The following is a 15,583-nucleotide window of genomic DNA, read 5'->3' on the forward strand; positions in this document are numbered from 1 at the left end:
TCCATCTCCTTCATATCGAGCCTCTTCATGCAAACATCCCCCCAAGCCTCGAAAACCAGTTCGCAGTCATATCTGCCCGACGACCGCAACGAGCGGGTGCTGGTCTACGTCAACGGCGAATTCGTTCCCCGCGCCGAAGCACGCATCTCGGTGTTCGATGCCGGCTACGTGTGCGGCGACGGCGTCTGGGAGGGCGTGCGCCTGGTCCGCGGCAATGTCGTCTCGTTCGACGCGCACGTGGAGCGCCTGCTCGAAGGCGCGCGCACCATACAGATGGACATCGGCCTTTCAAGGGAGCAGATCAAGGCTGTCATCACCTCCACCTTCGAGAAGAACGGCATGACCGATGGTGCTCACGCAAGGCTGATGGTCACGCGTGGCGTCAAGAAGACACCGAACCAGGACCCGCGCTTTGTCATCGGCGGCCCCACCATCGTCTGCGTGGCCGAGCACAAGGTCGTCGCGGCCGAAGCCAAGAAGCGCGGCCTCAATCTCTTCACCTCGACCGTGCGCTGCAGCACGCCGGACGTGTTCGACCTGCGGCTGAACTCGCACAGCCGGCTCAACTTCATCCAGGCGCTGATACAGGCCATCAATGCCGGCGCGGACGAGGCCATCATGCTCGACCCCATGGGCTTCGTCGCCAGTTGCAACTCGACGAACTTCTTCATCGTGCGCAACGGCGCGCTGTGGACTTCTTCCGGCAAGTACTGTTTCAACGGCATCACCCGGGCCACGGTCCTGCGTCTTGCGCGCGAGGCGTGCATGCCCGTTTTCGAGGGCGACTTCACGCTGGCCGACATGTACAACGCCGAAGAAGCCTTCGTCACGGGCACGCTCGGCGGCATCACGCCGGTCTCGCAGATCGACGGGCGCGCGATCGGTGGTGGTGGCGGCAGCGGTGTGATCACCGCGCGCCTGGACGCGCTCTACCGCCAGTACATCGGCCAGATCGAGTGATCGGCTCTGCAGCAGTTTCCGTTTTGTAGCTACCTTTCAAGGACCCCGAAATGAATCTCTCCCTTCAACGCCCGGGCATGCGAACACTCTTCGCCATCGCAACGGCATTCCTTCTTTCGCTTGCGACGATGACGAGCTGGGCACAGACCAGTACCCTGCAGAAGATCAAGCAGGCTGGCGAACTCAAGATCGGCGTGGCCCAGGGCGACCCCTGGTACTACCGAGACCCCGCCACCGGCACCTGGACCGGCCTGGGCTTCATGATCGGCCAGACCATCGCCAAGGATCTTGGCGTCAAGCTCGTTCCGGTCGAGACGACCTACGGCAACAGCGTGGCCGCATTGCAGGCCGGTCAGATCGATGTGATGTTCGTGCTCGATGCCACTGATGAACGCAAGAAGGCCATCGACTTCCCGACCAAGCCGCTGCTCTGGTACGCGCAGGGCGTGTTGACCAAGGACAGTCTGGTCGCCAAGACCTGGAGCGACCTGGACAAGCCGGAGATCAAGATCGGCGTCGCCCTCGGAACCGCAACCGACCGCGATCTGACCAAGCGCATCCCGCAGGCCAAGCTGGAGCGCTTCACGAACACCGACGAGACGATCGCTGCATTCATGTCCGGGCGTGTCGACGGCATCGCGTTCTACCACCCCGCGCTCGTGATCGCGTATTCGAAGATCCACAAGGGCAAGGTGCAGATTCCCCAGCCCGTCGTCGCATTGCCTACCAGCGCCGGCATCCGCCGCGAACCGGATACGGCCTTCCGCGACTTCCTCGACAACGAGTTCTCCAGGCTCTACACCTCGGGCCAGACCCAGGCGCTGTATGCCCAATACCTGAAGACCAAGGGACTGGACGCGGCAACGCTGCCCGGCGTGACCAAAGAGGCGCTGGAAAAGTAACGCCCTCCCTGCAGGAGCTTCGAGATGAACTACGAGTGGGACTTCGGCGCTGTCTGGGCGCACCGCGACATGCTTCTGGCCGGCGCCTTCGGCACTCTGAAGATCGCGGCGGTGGCGATCCTGATGGGGGTCGCGATCGGCGCGGTGCTGGCGATCATGCGGCTGTCCAGGCGCCGCTGGTTGGAGCTGCCCGCCATCTGGTTCACTGAGTTCTATCGCAACACGCCGCCGCTGATTCACTTCTTCTGGGCCTTCTACGGCCTGCCCGTGCTGATCGGCGTGAGCCTCGACCCGTACGTGGCAGCCATCATTGCGCTGTCGACGCAGTCCGGCGCCTTCTATGCCGAGGTCATTCGCGGCGGCGTGGTCTCGGTCGAACGCGGCCAGTGGGAGGGGGCCCGAGCGATCGGCATGAAGCCGGCGCAAGTGGTGCGCCGCGTGATCCTCCCGCAGGCGGTGCAGCGAATGCTACCCCCCTTTCTGGAGCGCTCTTTCGAGCTGATCAAGACCACGGCGCTGGCCTCGACGCTGGCGTACTCCGACCTGATGTACCAGGCGATGCAGGTCAACTCGATCACCTTCAGGCCGCTGGAGGTCTACACCTTCGTGGCCGGCATCTTCTTCGCGTCGCTGTTGTTCCTCAGCTTCCTTGCGCATCTGCTTGAGCGACGCCTGTCCCGTTTCACCCTTCTTCCCGCGAGCTGATCGATCATGGACTTCACCTGGGATTTTTCGTCGGTCGTCCAGAACTATCCGGTGCTCCTGAAGGGGCTGGGGATGACCGCGTTGCTCTGGGGCATTGCCTTCCCGGTGTCGATGCTGATCGGCTTCGCCATGTCGCTCGGCGCGCGATCGCGATTGCGTGCACTGCGCGCGCTCACACGGGTGTACGTGGAAGTGTTTCGCAACACGCCCGTGATCATCCAGCTGATCTGGTTTTTTTACGCATTTCCGATCCTGACGGGCTACCAGCTCAGCCCCGTCGCGGCGGCCCTGTGCGGCCTGATCCTCAATGCCTCTGCGTACTGCTCGGAAATCTTCCGCGGCGGGATGGCCTCCATTCCGAACGGGCAGTGGGAAGGCGCCCGCGCTGTGGGCATGAACCATGCACAGGCACTGCGACGCATCATCGTCCCGCAGGTGCTCGCGCGGATGCTGCCGGCCTTCACCAACCGGGGCATCGAGCTGGCGAAGAACACATCCATCGCTTCGGTCATCGCCGTCCAGGAGTTGATGTACCAGGGCCGCGCGCTCAGTTCGGCCTACTACCGCCCGCTGGAGGCGCTGACGACGGTCGCTGTGATCTACTTCGTCCTGATCTATCCGGGTGCGTTCTGGGCCTCGCGGTTCGAGAAGCGCTTTGCTCTTCGCGCCTGATGACGCGCACGCCCTTCGCGACCTACCAGCTTCACTGAAGACATGTCCACCCTTCCAACCTTCAACCCCGTTCCCGTGGTCACCAGGCGAGACCACGTGGCAGCGGCGCTGAGGAAGTCCATCCTTGCAGGGCAGATCGCACCCGGCACGCAGCTGGTCGAAAGCGGCCTGGCAACGCAGTTTGGCGTCAGCCGCGGCTTGCTACGCGAAGCGATCCGCGAGCTGATCGAGTCGGGGCTCGTGGTCAACCGGCCCTACGCCGGGACTTTTGTGACCGACATCAACGCGCAAGTCCTGCGCGATGTTTACGAGGTGCGCCGTGTCATCGAACGGCAGGCCTACACCAGTCTCTGGCCGCACCGCGACTGCGCGTTTCGCGACGAACTGCAGTCTCGCTTCGACTTGATGATGCAAGCCGTCGCAAGCGGCGACCTCACCGAGGAAATCAGGGCCGAGGCGCACTTCCACGGTCTGGTCTACGAGCGATGCGGCAACCATCTGATGCCGGCGTTGTGGCAGCAGATGACGCAGAAGATCCAGCTCGGCTTCGCCATCTGCCAGATCTCGCACGCGCCCAAGGTCGATTTCGAGGAAAACCACCGGCGCTTCCTCGACGTGGCGTTGGGTGACGATCTCGACGAGCTGTTGGAAGAGCTCGACATTCACCTCAGTCGCGGTCTTGCCACCATCGAATTCATGTCTCGTTCTATCAGCAGGCCACTCATCTAGGCACTCGTGGGATCTACTTTCTACCCTGCGTAATCACCTTCGTCGCACAGGGCAAAGTCGAGCGGATGGGCGCCATCGATTAAGCGGTGATTGCTTCGCATCGGTTCCGGGGCGCCGGCCATGTAGCTGGAAATGATCCGCAGCCCTTGGCCGACGGCGTGCTCATTGGCCGCTGCATCGTCCGGATGCACAAGACCCCAGTCGCCCCGTGCGTGTCGAGCAAGGAGTTTGTGAGCGCCTTGCTGGCAGCGCTCCAACAGCTTGAGCGCGCCAGGGGTGGCGTAGATGCGGCCAAGCGCAAACTTCGGACGAGCGTTGCCCTGCCGATGATTCGACATGTGTGTGGGCCTTCTGGGGAAATTCCACGCGCGCGCCCACCGGCTGAGAATCAGCCGCGATGGAGGAAGGAGGGGAGAACCAGACCGGCCAAGCCGGCTTTGCCTGTTTTTCAGCAATTCTGGGGAGGCTGCCGCTTGAATTGCTGCTCACAAACACAGACCAGTCTTCCGTCAGCTGCCTGCGCTTTTCGAGCATGTCTATCGGTGCCGTGACGGAATTCGTTCGCCATAGACGGCCCTACGCGAATTTGGGTCGCTCTTGCTACCTGGCCCTATCGTCAAGGTGAACTCGGCTGTGGATTTCCGTGTTTGTTTGACCCAATGGGGATGAGGTACGCGCGGAAATCAACACGCCCGGCGCATCGTGGGCTGGCGGGTCAGCAGCTCGATGTGTACGGCCTTCGTCCTCGATGCATTGGAGCAAGCGCTCTACGACCGCCAACCCGGGAGCGATGGCAGCTTGATTTGATGACCAACCACGACCAGTGGGACTGGTAGTGCAGCTAAATTGGCCGGCTTTGAGCGGTTCGCGATCTGGCAAATGATGTTGTTGTGATGCCGCTCTAGTCTTACTGTGTCACAAGAGCAGTTTTTCGCTTGCCCTTCCGCAGCAGGGGCACTGGCCGAGACGAGCGATCAGCTGGTAGCTCAGTCGATGGCGCAGTGTCGTGATCAACATCGCCACGTGGCGCTGCGCGCGCAGGACTGCCGCGGGGGATGTAATCCTCGGGAAGGGCAGGCACTTGGCGTTCGATGAAGTTTTTTTTACCGCCGACAGACTTGTCGGCGACGAGGCGTTCAGCCATCAAGAACCCGTAGGCCGCGATGCTCAAGGCGGCATGGTGGTGGAATCCCCGCCAACCTCGGCCCTCATAGTGGCCGAGACCGAAGTCCTGCTTCAGATCCTGGTAGTCGCGCTCGATGCGCCAGCGCTGATGGGCGACGCCGACCAACTCGTTGATCGGCGTGTCCTCTGGCAGGGTGGACAGGAAGTACTTGCTCGGTTCAGCGTCGCTTGCCGGCCACTCGATGAGCAGCCATTGCTCGGGACGCAGACGTGCCTTGCCCGTATTGCCGCCAGCGTGGCGCACCCGCACGGCCGCAAAGCGGCCGTTCAGTGTGTTGTTGGTTCCCTCGCGCCAGCTGATGTTCTGGAACGCTCGGCTTGGCAGCGACTGCGCCAATGCCTTGACGCTCATGGGCTGCAGCGCCGCCGTGCGTCTGGGCATCACTGGCGGGCGGCCCATGCCGCTGTAAGGTTTGGGTGGCAGCGGTTGGACTCCGGGCGGCCAGACCACGACAGCTGAAGTGACGCCGACCGCATAGACCAAACTCATGTCGCTGAGCGCCTGCCGGAAGGCGTTGTCCACGCCGTAGCCGGCATCGGCCAGCACACAATGGCGCGGTGCACCTTCGTCCAACAGCGTGCGCAATTGCTGCAACGCGATCTGCGTCTTCGTGGCGAAGCGCACTTCATCGGGAACGCCGGCCTTGACGCGGCGTTCAGCATCTGCCGCCCAGTCCTCGGGCAGGTACAGCTGCCAAGCCACGGGCAGGCTGCCCTGCTTGCTTGCAAGCGAGATGCTCACGGCCACCTGGCAGTTGTCCTGCTTGCCCAGCATCCCGCAGTACTGGCGCGTGACACCGACCGAGTGGCGACCCTTCTTCGGGAATCCGGTGTCGTCGATGATCCACCAGCCGCCCTGGCTGAAGTCCATCCTGGGCATCACCCACTGGCACACGCGCCGCAGCATCTGCGTGTCAGACCACTCGGCCTTGGCCACGAAGTGGTGCAGTGCTTGGTGCCGCGCGCTGGCATGCGTCGGATCCACCCGCGCGGCCATAGGCTCCACGCTCTTGCGCGACAGGGGGAGCATCAGGCCCGTGCAGTAACCGCGAAGGCCCGCATGCCGGTCCGTGTGACCCAAGCCTGCGCTCAGGTGCTCCAGGTAGCTATCGAAGCGCTCGGCTGCATTCATCAATCCTCCGGTGCGAAGACGAGAGGATCGCATTATTTCATTTATGACACAGTAAGACTAGGTTTGGATCACAGAAAATTCGAGTCATTCGTTGGCGAGCAGTCCAGCAATTGCGCAGCTCGGCGATGAAGGCAGACGTGTCGCGGTCGATCGAGTACTGCTGCTGCAGGTAGACATAGAAGCGCACGTTCTCGACCATCAAATGGGTCTGCGATGCATACTTGAGATCGTAAAGTAGCACCCCCATTCCTTCGAAGTCATCGCTGTCCTTGGCCCGAACCAGATCGGAATAGATGCGGAACAGGGTGCGGTGATCACAAACCCTTCGAACGCCAGCAATCGCTGCGAAACGGACATGCGCGGGCGTTGCTTGGCCGCTCGATATGTGCCATGAGCTAGAGTGCTTCTTTTTGGTGACAAGGATGGTGGAAGATGAGGGAAATGGTCGGGAAGACCGAATAGATACTGAGTACTGTGCGGACACACTTCGCCAGAAACCCAGTATTCACACGGGTTTGCGGGCAGGGCGGATACTTTGCCCCTTGTATTGCCCCCTTTTATTGTTGTACTGAACTGATTCGTTTTGGCCTGCTTTGCACAAGCACGGCTGACCTCCAGCAGGGGCAGATGACACGGGACTGCCTGGCCTCCGCCTGCACAGACAGCAATTGGACATAGCCGGGCGAAAATCGGCCACTCCAAGCCCGCTCTCTTGTCCTATCCGATTCGCCAAGCTCTCGTGACGTCCACCGAACTCAAGGGCTTCATCCTCACTCGCCACTGGCGGGATGCTCCCGCCGGCACGGAGATCGAGTACTGGCTGGCAACGGATGCGGGTCCGGTGAAAGTGGTCCTGACCGCCCAGACCTCCGTCGCATTCGTCGCAACCCGGCACAGGGCGGCGGTAGAAGCGCACCTCGTGGCCATGCCAGGCTTGCAGATGCGTGAACTCGAGCTCAAGACTTTTCATCAGGAACCCGTCACCGGTGTCTATGCGAAGCACTTCCGCCAACTCGGCCGGTTGATGCGCGCCCTCCAGGCACAGGGCATTCCCCTGTTCGAAGCCGATGTGCGCCCGCACGATCGCTACCTGATGGAACGGTTCATCACCGCTGGCGTGCTGGTGGAAGGAGGGCGCGCAGACCGCTCCACCATCGTCGACTGCAAGCTCAGGCCAGCGCCCGAGTTCCGGCCGGTGCTGAAGGTGGTGTCGCTGGACATCGAGACGAGCCAGCATGAGGCGCTCTATTCCATTGCGCTGGATGGGACGCAAGACCGTGTCGTGTTCATGCTGGGAGAGCCGCCACCCGCGCCGCCGTCCGGGTCGGGTGGGGCCACGGGCTTTTCGCTCATCTATTGCCCGACCCGCAAGGCCATGATCGAGAGGCTCAACGACTGGTTCGAGCGAAACGACCCGGACGTCATCATCGGCTGGAACGTCATCCAGTTCGACCTGCGAGTGCTTCAGAAGACAGCCAACGAGTGCGGGACGCAGCTCCTTCTGGGGCGGGAGCGGCGGCCCATTGAATGGCGCACCCATCCGGGCAAGCAGGGCTACTTGTTCGCGCCCATGCCCGGCCGGGTGATCATCGACGGCATCGACGCCCTCAAGGCCGCCGTGTGGAGCTTTCCCTCCTTCAGCCTGGAGACCGTCTCGCAAACGCTGCTGGGCGAGGGCAAGGCCATCGGCGACGAGTACGACAAGATGGCGGAGATCGAGCGGCGGTACCAGGAAGACAAGCCCGCGCTCGCGCTCTACAACATCCGGGACTGCGAACTGGTCCTGCGCATCTTCGACAAGGCGAAGCTGCTGCAGTTCGTGATGGAGCGGGCCCAGACCACGGGCCTGCAGGCCGACCACTTCGGTGGCTCCATCGCCGCGTTCAGCCACCACTACCTGCCGCGGATGCATCGCCAGGGCTACGTGGCGCCGAACGTGGGCGAGATTGCGAGCAAGGCCTACCCCGGCGGCTACGTGATGGACTCGAAGCCGGGGTTCTACGACTCCGTCGTGGTGCTGGACTACAAGAGCCTCTATCCCTCGATCATCCGGACCTTCCTTGTCGATCCGGTCGGCTTCATCGAGGGCTCGAACGCTGGCGACGCGGCCACGCTCGTCAAGGGCCCGCAGGGAACTGTCTTCTCGCGCGAAAAGCACTGCCTGCCGGAAATCGTGACCACGCTCTGGCGCGCCCGGGACGAAGCCAAGCGAACGAAGAACGAGCCGCTGTCCCAGGCCCTGAAGCTGCTCATGAATTCCTTCGCCGGCGTGCTGGGTGCGGCCGACTGCCGTTTCTTCAATCCCAAGCTGGTGTCCGCCATTACCCTTCGTGGCCACGAGATGATGAAGCTCACGCGCGAATTCGTGGAAGACCGGGACTACGAGGTCATCTACGGCGACACCGACTCCATCTTCATTTGGCTCAGGCGTACCCACACCAACGAGAACGCGCATGCCGTCGCGACCACCTTGGTGAGAGACATCAATGCGTGGTGGACGAACTCCCTTCGCGAGGAGCACGGCCTGCAGAACTTTCTCGAGATCGAGTTCGACACCCACTACAAGAAGTTCTTCATGCCGACCATTCGCGGCTCGGATGTGGGCAGCAAGAAGCGGTATGCAGGCCTGAGCGTCGACGCCAGCGGCAAGGAGGAGATGGTCTACCGCGGTCTCGAGATGGCCCGCAGCGACTGGACCCCGTTGGCGCGCCAGTTCCAGGAGGGGCTGCTTTCGCGCATCTTCCACGACGAGCCTTACAAGGAGTTCGTGACCGACTATGCGCAGTCGATGCTGGCGGGCAAGATGGACGACCTGCTCATCTACAGGAAGCGCCTGCGCCACCGCCTCGATGCCTACCTGGTCAACGTACCGCCGCAGGTACGTGCGGCAAGGATTGCCGACGATCACAACAGTCGGGTCAACCGACCCAGGCAGTATCAGAACGGCGGCTGGATCCGGTATGTCATGACTCGCAGCGGCCCTGAACCCATGGAGATTCGTCAGTCCCGGATCGACTACGAGCACTACCTGACCAGGCAGCTTCAGCCGATTGCCGATGCCATTCTTCAGCCCATTGGAGAAAGCTTCATGGCTTTGACGACGTCACAGCGCGGGCTCTTCTAGCGAGATCGAATGGAAGTGCTCAAGACCTCTTCAGCTTTTGAGACGGCCGGTTGCCACTTCGACCGCGCGCTCCAGGAGGCAGCGAGTGCAGCCTCAGCCCCAGCGCGACCCAAGCGTAAGATTCCAGCCTCCCCCTACAGACTCAAAAGAGGTCTCGTGCCTTCAATCGTCTCGGTCAATCAGCTTTCCAAGACTTACGCGTCGGGATTCCAGGCACTCAAGCGTGTCGATCTGGATATCCACCAAGGAGAGATATTCGCGCTGCTCGGCCCCAACGGGGCGGGCAAGACAACGCTGATCAACATCATCTGCGGCATCGTCAACCCGAGCGAAGGCACGGTGCTGGCCGATGGGCACGACATCGTCACCGACTTCCGGGCCGCACGCACGAAGATCGGCCTGGTGCCGCAAGAGCTGGCCACCGACGCCTTCGAAACCGTATGGGGCACGGTGAGCTTCAGCCGCGGCTTGTTCGGCTATCCGCCGAATCCGGCCCATATCGAGAAGGTGCTTCGCGATCTTTCCCTCTGGGACAAGAAGGACACCAAGATCATGGCGCTTTCGGGCGGCATGAAGCGTCGCGTGATGATCGCCAAGGCGCTGTCGCATGAACCCCGGATTCTTTTTCTCGACGAGCCCACCGCCGGCGTCGACGTGGAGCTGCGACGCGGCATGTGGGAGATGGTGCGCAAGCTGCGGGAAAGCGGCGTCACCATCATCCTGACCACGCACTACATCGAAGAGGCCGAGGAGATGGCCGACCGCATCGGTGTGATCCGCAAGGGCGAGCTCATCCTGGTGGAGGACAAGGCCGCACTGATGAAAAAGCTCGGCAAGAAGCAATTGACGCTGAGCCTTCGGAACGCGCTGGTTGCCATTCCCGAAGCACTCGTCGACCGCTACTGGCTCGATCTGGCCGACGACGGCCACTCGCTGATCTATACCTTCGACAAGCAGGGCGACGACAACCAGATCGCCGGCCTTTTGCGCCAGCTCGGCGAGCTCGGCATCGATTTCAAGGACCTGCATTCCTCCGAAAGCTCGCTGGAGGAAATCTTCGTCAGCCTCGTGAGGGGGCAAGCATGAACATGTACGCAATCCGCGCCATCTACCTGTTCGAGATGGCGCGCACGTGGCGCACCCTGATGCAGAGCGTGGCCTCGCCCGTGCTCTCCACGTCGCTCTATTTCGTCGTGTTCGGTTCGGCCATCGGCTCGCGCATGGTGGATGTCGACGGCATCGCCTACGGCGCCTACATCATCCCGGGCCTTGTGATGCTGTCGCTGCTGACGCAGAGCATCGCCAATGCCTCGTTCGGCATCTACTTTCCCAAGTTCTCGGGCACGATCTACGAGGTGCTGTCCGCGCCCGTCTCGTATGTCGAGGTCGTGTGCGGCTATGTCGGCGCGGCGGCGAGCAAGTCGATCATCCTCGGGATCATCATCTTGATCACCGCCCGGTTGTTCGTGTCGTACGAGATCGCGCACCCGCTGTGGATGGTGGCGTTCCTCGTGCTCACCGCGGTGACGTTCAGCCTGTTCGGTTTCATCATCGGCGTCTGGGCCGACGGCTTCGAAAAGCTGCAGATCATTCCCTTGATGATCGTCACGCCGCTGACCTTCCTGGGCGGGAGTTTCTATTCGATCAACATGCTGCCGCCGTTCTGGCAGAAGGTCTCTCTGTTCAATCCGGTGGTCTACCTGATCAGCGGGTTCCGGTGGAGCTTCTACGGCGTCTCCGACGTGAGCCTGCCGATCAGCATGAGCGTGACGCTGGTTTTCCTGGCGCTGTGCCTGGTCGCCGTGCGCTGGATCTTCAAGACCGGGTACAGGCTCAAGGTTTGATTGGGCGTGTAACTACTCGGCGGTTTCATCTTCCTCTTCGTCTTCGGCTTCTTCAGCGCGGCGAACCGTCACGAAGTTTGTAGCGTCTTCCACGAATGCCATGAGCTTTTCGTCGGGCGCCATTCCGCGTACTTCGGTCTGGATGCCGTCGCCATTCTTGTAGTCGACCTGCACGAGCGCAAAGCAGGCCAGCGGCTCTTCCATTTCTCCTTCATCGCCGCCGTCGTACACAGCGACCCACCCTTCGGCGGGCATGATCTGAAGGATCTTCACGTCTTCCATCGAGTTACTCCAAGTTCAAACAAAGATTGCGCGGCGCAGCATATCCCATGGAAAGGGCCCCGAAGGGCCCGGGATCGGCACGCAGGATCAATCGCCATGCATGCAGGGACAAGAGAAATGCCACCCCCATTTCTAGAATTCCCGCAAAAGGGGCATCCATGTCACCGCAGCTCGTTCTCACCCACGCAAGATTGGTCGATGGTGACCGCTACTTCGGTGACGACCACTACGCCATCGGGATTTCAGACGGGAAGATTTCTTCCGTCGAACGAGGTGACGGCGAGGGGGCGGCAGGCCCAGACATCCGGTGTTTCAGTCGAGCCGGGCGCGGCGACATGGCCGCCGGGCCTTCACATCCCGAAGGCCGTCAACCTGCTCGCGCGTAGCGGCGTGAAGCCCTCAGCCCTGCTTGCGCATCGCGAAGCAAGCCCCGGCCACGAGGATGAAGGCTCCGATGATGACCTTCTGCCAGGTGCTGGGCACTCCCGCCAGGATCAGCACGTTATTGATCAGCGTGACCAGCACCACGCCGAGCAGCGTGCCGCCCACGGTGCCGCTGCCGCCGGTGATGCGGGCGCCGCCGAGGATCACGGCGGCGATCACGTCCAGTTCGTTGCCCACCAGGTCGAAAGGATTGGCCAGCCGCGTGCTCGACACATGCACGATGCCCGCCAGGCCCGACAGGAAACCCGCGTACGCGAACACGAAGACGTGAACGGTGCGCAGGTTGTAGCCCAGCCGCTCCGCAATCGCCAGGCTGCCGCCGATGGCGTACACCGCGCGGCCGATCAGCGTGCGGTTCAGCAGCCACCAGGTCAGCGCCGCCGCGCCGGCCAGCACCAGCACGGTGGCCGGCAGCACCGCGTGCAGGCCCTGCGGCGTGTCGAAGCGCCAGAGCGCGAGCTTGCCGAAGGCATCCATCGGCAGCGGCACGTTCATGAAGAACACGGTACCGACAAAGGTCAGCAGGATGCCGCGGTACAGGTACTGCGTGCCGATGGTCACGATCAGCGAGGGCGCCTTGAGCCAGTGCACCAGCAGGCCGTTGAGCACGCCGAGCACCGCGCCGCTGGCCGCACCCGCCACCAGCAGCAGCGCGATCGGCGCTTCCGGAAAGTAGTTCAGCACGAGCTTGGTGATGCTGTACATCGTGAGCGCGGCAATCGCCGCGAACGACACGTCGATGCCGCCCGCGGCCAGCACGATCAGCACGCCGAGCGCGAACAGGCCCAGCACCGTGCAGGCGCGCACGATATCGAACAGCACCGGCAACTGGAAGAAGCTCGGGTTGATCGCGCCCACCACCAGGCTCACCAGCACGATCAGCGCGAGTGTGAAGACCGAGGGGCGCTGCGCGAGCCAGTGGCGCCAGGACGTGCGGGCCCGGGGCTCGGGCGCTGCGGGCACAGCGGTGGTGTGCGCTTGCATGGTGGAAGCCGTCATGAGAATGCGGGAGAGGGGGTGTCGGAAACCAGCGCGCGGTACAGCTCGCTTTCGGCCAGCCCTTGCGCGTCGAAGTCGTGGGCGATGCGGCCCTTGCGCATCAGCAGGATGCGGTCGCAGTTCTGCAGCAGTTCCTGCAGGTCGTCGCTGACCAGGATCACGCCCAGCCCCTGCTCGGCCAGCCGCTGCACGATGCGGTAGATGGTGTCTTTCGAGCCGACGTCCACGCCCACGGTCGGGCCGTGCAGGATCAGCACCCGCGGATCGATGGCGAGCCAGCGGCCGATGAGCACGCGCTGCTGGTTGCCGCCCGAGAGCGACTGCACCGGGCGGTCCACGTCGGGCGTAGCGATCTGCAGGTCGGCCACGGTGCGTTCGGCCAGCGCCTGGCACTGGCGCGCATCGAGCGCGCCGAAGCGCCCGCGCAGGCGGCCGAGCACGGCCGTGACGATGTTGTCGCGGATGGGCTTGTCGAGGAAGAGGCCTTCGCTGAGCCGGTCTTCGGGCACATAGCCGATGCCCTGGCGGATGCCGTCGGCCGGTGTCTTCAGCGTGATCTCCTTCGCTGCGAGCGAGATGCGGCCGCGGTCCGCGGCCTGCACGCCCGCGAGCGCCATCGCCAGCTCGTTGCGCCCCGAGTCGAGCAGCCCGGTGATGCCCAGGATCTCGCCCTTGTGCAGCGTGAAGCCCACGTCGCTGAATTGCGTGCCGCGGCCCAGCGCCTCGACCTTCAGCAGCACGTCGCCGTCGTGCGAGCGGTGACGGTAGCGGGCGCCGTCGAGCTGCTTGCCGGTCATCCAGTGCGCGAGCTCGGCCTTGGTGAAACCCTTGATCGGTCCCTGCGCGACCTTGGTGCCGTCGCGGAACACGATGGCCTGGCCGCCCATGGCCATGCACTCGTCGAGCTTGTGGCTCACGAACAGCACCGCCACGCCCTGCGCGCGCAGCGCCTCGACCACGTGCACGAGGTTGTCCACTTCCTTCTGCGTGAGCGAGGTGGTGGGCTCGTCCATGATGACCATGCGCGCGCGCGTGGCCACGGCGCGCGCGATCGCCACCAGCTGGCGCGTGGCAATGGGCAGTTCGTCGACGCGGCGCGCCAGGAAGGCGGCGTCGGTCGGCAGCTTCACCGTCTCCAGCGCACGCACGGCCGTGGCCGCGACCGCCTTGCCGTCGAAACGGCGCGCCAGCTTGCCGCCGGTGCTCACCAACTGCTCGCTGAGCGCGACGTTCTCGGCCACGCTCATGTTCGGCAGCAGGGACAGGTCCTGGTAGACCGTCTCGATGCCGAGCGTGAGCGCCTGAAGCGGCGACAGCGCATCGTGCGGCCTGCCGTCGATCACGATGCGGCCCTGGCTCGGCGGCTGCGCGCCCGAGATGATCTTGATCAGCGTGCTCTTGCCGCAGCCGTTCTCGCCGAGCAGGTGGTAGATCTCGCCGGCCTCGATCGTCAGGTCGATGCCGCGCAGCGCGTGCACGCCCGCGAAGCGCTTGTGCACGTCCTGCACCTCGAGAAAGACGCGGCGCCCCGTCGGCGTGGCCGGGGCGTGCGTGGCCTGCATGGAGGGCGCTGCTGCAAGAGTCATGGTTCGCAGGCTCAGAAGGCGTACTTCTTGTAGTTCTGCTTGTCGACCTCGACCCAGGCCTGGCCCGTGACGACGATGCCGACGCCCGGTCCCTTCTTGACCGAGACCTTGTTGTAGCCCGGCACGCCCATGTCGGTGCCGTCGGTGATGGTCTTGCCGTCGATCAGCATCTTGGCTGCCTTGTTCATGACGAGGCCGGCGTCCTTCGGGTCCCAGAAGGCGATGCCGCCGACCGCGCCCGACTCGAGGAACTTGGCCGCCTCGCTGGGCAGGCCCGTGCCGAACACGCAGACCTTGCCCTGCAAGCCGGCTTCTTCCACCGCGCGGCCGATGCCCAGCACGTCGAGCGACGACGAGCCCTGGAAGCCCTTGAGGTCGGGGTGCTTGCGCAGCATTTCCTTGGCCTTGCCGTAGGCCTTTTCGGCGTCGTTGAGCGATTCGTTCTTGGCGTCGACCAGCGTCATCTTGGGATACTTCTTCGCGTTCGAGGCGCCGCCGTCGGCCCACTGCACCTGCGACTGGCTGCCCAGCGAGCCCACCAGCGAGGTCCACTTGCCCTGCTGGCCCATGCAGGCGGCCAGGCGCTCGTTGATGCGCGCGCCGTAGGCCGTGTTGTCGAAGGCTTCGATGTCGACCATGGTGTTTTTCTGGTTGTCGGCCTCGTGCGTCACGACCTTGATGCCGCGCTCCATCGCGCGCTTGAGCACCGGCTCCAGCGTGGGCGGGTCCATCGAGACCACGGCGATGGCGTCGACCTTCTTGGCTACCAGGTCTTCGACCAGGCGCTGTTGCTGCGCGGCGTCCGACTGGGCCGGGCCGATCTGGCGCGTGGTCACGCCCGGCGTGCTCGCGCCGAATTCCTTCACCCCCACTTCCATGCGGTTGAACCAGCTGATGCCGGTGATCTTCACCACGGTGACGATGTCTTGCGGCTTGCCCTGCGCGTGCAGTGCCGAGGCGAAGGCCACGGTGGTGAGGGCGAGTGCGGTGCAGGCGATCTTTGTTTTCTTCAGCATGTT

General features: G+C 63.4%; 15 protein-coding genes. 8 read left to right on the forward strand and 7 right to left on the reverse strand.

What is annotated here, in order from left to right:
- Positions 1–27: 27 nt before the first annotated feature.
- Genes ACZYSP_RS32110 through ACZYSP_RS32130 form a run of 5 tightly spaced genes read left to right on the forward strand, consistent with a single transcriptional unit; the run spans position 28 to position 3,968 of the window.
- Positions 28–960, forward strand: a complete 933-nt coding sequence (locus tag ACZYSP_RS32110; protein WP_354338092.1) for an aminotransferase class IV — start codon at positions 28–30, stop codon at positions 958–960.
- 50 nt (positions 961–1,010) lie between these two features.
- The gene (locus ACZYSP_RS32115) at positions 1,011–1,862 is read left to right on the forward strand and encodes a transporter substrate-binding domain-containing protein (protein WP_354338093.1); all 852 of its coding nucleotides are present in this window, start codon (positions 1,011–1,013) and stop codon (positions 1,860–1,862) included.
- A gap of 24 nt (positions 1,863–1,886) precedes the next feature.
- Positions 1,887–2,567: an amino acid ABC transporter permease gene (locus ACZYSP_RS32120; RefSeq protein ID WP_354338094.1), complete on the forward strand. Its 681-nt coding sequence runs from the start codon at positions 1,887–1,889 to the stop codon at positions 2,565–2,567.
- 6 nt (positions 2,568–2,573) lie between these two features.
- The gene (locus ACZYSP_RS32125) at positions 2,574–3,239 is read left to right on the forward strand and encodes an amino acid ABC transporter permease (protein WP_489018546.1); all 666 of its coding nucleotides are present in this window, start codon (positions 2,574–2,576) and stop codon (positions 3,237–3,239) included.
- A gap of 42 nt (positions 3,240–3,281) precedes the next feature.
- A complete protein-coding gene (locus ACZYSP_RS32130; RefSeq protein ID WP_354338097.1) occupies positions 3,282–3,968 on the forward strand; it encodes a GntR family transcriptional regulator in 687 nt (228 codons plus the stop codon).
- Between the two features lie 20 nt (positions 3,969–3,988).
- On the opposite strand, the gene ACZYSP_RS32135 is transcribed toward ACZYSP_RS32130, so the two are convergent.
- The 3 genes from ACZYSP_RS32135 to ACZYSP_RS32145 all read right to left on the reverse strand — a co-directional run bounded on the left by ACZYSP_RS32135 (position 3,989) and on the right by ACZYSP_RS32145 (position 6,769).
- Positions 3,989–4,306: a hypothetical protein gene (locus tag ACZYSP_RS32135; RefSeq protein ID WP_354338098.1), complete on the reverse strand. Its 318-nt coding sequence runs from the start codon at positions 4,304–4,306 to the stop codon at positions 3,989–3,991.
- A 569-nt stretch (positions 4,307–4,875) separates the two neighbouring features.
- Positions 4,876–6,285, reverse strand: coding sequence for an IS701 family transposase (locus ACZYSP_RS32140; protein WP_354338100.1), 1,410 nt, complete (start codon positions 6,283–6,285; stop codon positions 4,876–4,878).
- A gap of 37 nt (positions 6,286–6,322) precedes the next feature.
- Positions 6,323–6,769: a hypothetical protein gene (locus ACZYSP_RS32145; RefSeq protein WP_489018549.1), complete on the reverse strand. Its 447-nt coding sequence runs from the start codon at positions 6,767–6,769 to the stop codon at positions 6,323–6,325.
- Between the two features lie 255 nt (positions 6,770–7,024).
- Between ACZYSP_RS32145 and ACZYSP_RS32150 the strand changes: the two genes are divergently transcribed.
- The 3 genes from ACZYSP_RS32150 to ACZYSP_RS32160 are packed head-to-tail and all read left to right on the forward strand — an operon-like array spanning position 7,025 to position 11,253.
- Positions 7,025–9,409, forward strand: a complete 2,385-nt coding sequence (locus tag ACZYSP_RS32150; protein WP_489018551.1) for a DNA polymerase II — start codon at positions 7,025–7,027, stop codon at positions 9,407–9,409.
- 9 nt (positions 9,410–9,418) lie between these two features.
- Complete coding sequence (locus ACZYSP_RS32155; RefSeq protein ID WP_489018553.1) at positions 9,419–10,495, forward strand: ABC transporter ATP-binding protein; 1,077 nt, start codon at positions 9,419–9,421, stop codon at positions 10,493–10,495.
- Complete coding sequence (locus ACZYSP_RS32160; RefSeq protein WP_258353095.1) at positions 10,492–11,253, forward strand: ABC transporter permease; 762 nt, start codon at positions 10,492–10,494, stop codon at positions 11,251–11,253. The genes ACZYSP_RS32155 and ACZYSP_RS32160 overlap by 4 nt, the downstream gene beginning before the upstream one ends.
- 12 nt (positions 11,254–11,265) lie before the next feature.
- On the opposite strand, the gene ACZYSP_RS32165 is transcribed toward ACZYSP_RS32160, so the two are convergent.
- The 4 genes from ACZYSP_RS32165 to ACZYSP_RS32180 all read right to left on the reverse strand — a co-directional run bounded on the left by ACZYSP_RS32165 (position 11,266) and on the right by ACZYSP_RS32180 (position 15,580).
- Complete coding sequence (locus ACZYSP_RS32165; protein WP_258353096.1) at positions 11,266–11,535, reverse strand: hypothetical protein; 270 nt, start codon at positions 11,533–11,535, stop codon at positions 11,266–11,268.
- Positions 11,536–11,934: 399 nt separating this feature from the next.
- On the reverse strand, positions 11,935–12,978 hold the full coding sequence (locus tag ACZYSP_RS32170; RefSeq protein WP_489018556.1) for an ABC transporter permease: 1,044 nt from the start codon (positions 12,976–12,978) through the stop codon (positions 11,935–11,937).
- Positions 12,975–14,564 (reverse strand): sugar ABC transporter ATP-binding protein, encoded by a 1,590-nt coding sequence (locus ACZYSP_RS32175; RefSeq protein ID WP_489018558.1) that lies wholly within the window; start codon positions 14,562–14,564, stop codon positions 12,975–12,977. Before ACZYSP_RS32175 ends, ACZYSP_RS32170 begins: the two co-directional genes overlap by 4 nt.
- An 11-nt stretch (positions 14,565–14,575) precedes the next feature.
- On the reverse strand, positions 14,576–15,580 hold the full coding sequence (locus ACZYSP_RS32180) for a substrate-binding domain-containing protein (protein ID WP_258353098.1): 1,005 nt from the start codon (positions 15,578–15,580) through the stop codon (positions 14,576–14,578).
- Positions 15,581–15,583: the final 3 nt, after the last annotated feature.

The organism is Variovorax sp. F042 (genome assembly GCF_057814215.1).